We start from the raw sequence: 2,149 nt of genomic DNA on the forward strand, positions 1-2,149 counted from the left end.
CGCCGACAGCGCCGAGCGCGTCCGCCGCCGCATCAAGGCCCGCATCGAGATCCCCGATTTCACCCGCCGCCGCGACGAGATCGGCCATCTCTCCGGCGCGTTGCGCGACATGACCAGCGCACTGTACAGCCGCATCGAGGCGATCGAGATGTTCGCCGCCGATGTCGCGCATGAACTGAAGAACCCGCTGACCTCGCTGCGCTCGGCGGTCGAAACGCTGCCGCTGGCGCGCAACGAGAACAGCCGTGCGCGCCTGCTCGAGGTGATCGAGCACGACGTCAAGCGGCTCGACCGCCTCATCTCCGACATCTCCGACGCCAGCCGGCTCGATGCCGAATTGCAGCGCCAGGACGCGATCCCGGTCGACCTGCGCCGCCTGCTGACGACGCTGGTGTCCGTCGCCAATGAAACCAAGCTCGGCCACGACGTCGCGGTCGAGACGCGCTTCGAAGGCCGCGGCGCGTCCGACACGCTCGCCGTGACCGGCCACGATTCACGGCTCGGGCAAGTGGTCTCCAACCTGCTCTCCAACGCACAATCGTTCTCGGAGCGCGGCAGCAAGGTGCGCCTCACCTGCCGCCGCGTCCGCGGAGAGATCGAGATCGTGGTCGACGACGACGGCCCCGGCATTCGCGACGATGCGCTGGAGCGCATCTTCGAGCGCTTCTACACCGATCGGCCGCATCAGGGCTTTGGCCAGAACTCTGGCCTTGGCCTGTCGATCTCCAAGCAGATCATCGACGCGCATGGCGGACGCATCTGGGCCGAGAACCGCGCAGGCCCGCCGGATGACGAGGGCGTTCCGACGGTAGCAGGCGCGCGCTTCGTCGTGAGGCTGCCGGCGCTATGAGCCAAGGCAGATCGAAAGACGGCAGCTCGAACAAGGGCGGGCCGAGCATTCATGCCTCCGCGGTCAAGGTCGGGCAGCGGGCGGTGCTGATCCGAGGGCCTTCGGGCTCCGGCAAGTCGCGCCTTGCCTTTGATTTGATCATGGCGGGCCGCACTGGGGTGGTCGAAACGGCCGTTCTGGTCGGGGACGACCGTGTCCATCTGGCGACAGTCGGCGATGAAATTGAAGTTCGCCCGGCGCCTCGCCTGGCGGGCCTGATCGAGGTCCGGGGCCTGGGGATCCGCCGCTGCGACTTCGTGGAGCATGCGACCGTCGGTCTCGTGGTCGATCTGGACGCGGCCGACGCGGAGCGCCTGCCGCCGGCAGAATCCCTGAAAACAAGCATTTTCGGTGTCGAAATACCGCGAATCCCCGTTAGCCGCGACTATTCACCGCTCCCCCTGGTTGTCGCGGCCTTGACCACTACCAAGAGTTCATCTTCCGTAACCCTTCCGCCGATTGTTTGAAGGGAAATGGTAACCATATGAACCCCACTATCGCGACCGAATAGACCGGCGCAGCTCCCCTCATACATCCGTATAGATTCAGGGAGATACGCAACATCCCCTCTTGCGCGGGGGCTCTGGATGGTCAAAGTGGCGCGTTCGTGCGGTGCACCAAAAGCGCCCGCGAGGAGTTTTCCGATGATTGGTCTAGTACTTGTGACCCACGGGCGCCTTGCCGACGAATTCAAGGCAGCGCTTGAACATGTCATGGGGCCACAAAAGCAAATCGAAGCGATCACGATCGGTGCCGAGGATGATTCCGATCTCTGTCGAAGCGACATCATCGAGGCGGTTAACCGCGTCGATTCCGGCGACGGCGTTGCGATCCTCACCGACATGTTCGGCGGCACACCGTCGAACCTCGCAATATCCTGCATGAGTCGGCCCAAGGTCGAGGTTCTCGCGGGCATCAACCTTCCGATGCTGGTGAAGCTCGCCAAGGTGCGCGAGGAGCGTCCGTTGCCCGACGCGATCGCGATGGCTCAGGAAGCAGGCCGCAAATACGTCACGATCGCCAGCCGCGTGCTCGCCGGCAAATGAGCGAGGAGGCGCCACAAGCGGGGACAGGCGTGCCCGCGGGCGCGATCTCCAAGGACCTCCTGATCATCAACAAGCGCGGCCTGCATGCGCGCGCCTCGGCGAAATTCGTCCAGGCGGTCGAGCGCTTCGACGCGCAGGTGTGGGTGACGCGCGGCGGCGAGACCGTCGGCGGCACCTCGATCATGGGCCTGATGATGCTCGCCGCGGGGCCGGG

At 65.1% G+C, this 2,149-nt stretch carries 4 protein-coding genes; all 4 read left to right on the plus strand.

Features of this window, described 5'->3' with window-relative positions; translation table 11 throughout:
* On the plus strand, positions 1-850 hold an 850-nt coding region (locus MOV74_RS36700), incomplete at its 5' end, for a sensor histidine kinase KdpD (protein ID WP_246932217.1).
* Entirely contained in the window at positions 847-1,356 is a 510-nt protein-coding gene (locus tag MOV74_RS36705; RefSeq protein ID WP_246932219.1) for an HPr kinase/phosphorylase, read from the plus strand. The genes MOV74_RS36700 and MOV74_RS36705, both read left to right, overlap by 4 nt.
* A gap of 177 nt (positions 1,357-1,533) precedes the next feature.
* Entirely contained in the window at positions 1,534-1,935 is a 402-nt protein-coding gene (locus tag MOV74_RS36710; RefSeq protein ID WP_007597752.1) for a PTS sugar transporter subunit IIA, read from the plus strand.
* On the plus strand, positions 1,932-2,149 hold a 218-nt coding region (locus tag MOV74_RS36715; protein WP_246932221.1), incomplete at its 3' end, for an HPr family phosphocarrier protein. The genes MOV74_RS36710 and MOV74_RS36715, both read left to right, overlap by 4 nt.

This window comes from Bradyrhizobium sp. SHOUNA76, from assembly GCF_023006445.1.
Taxonomy (GTDB): domain Bacteria; phylum Pseudomonadota; class Alphaproteobacteria; order Rhizobiales; family Xanthobacteraceae; genus Bradyrhizobium.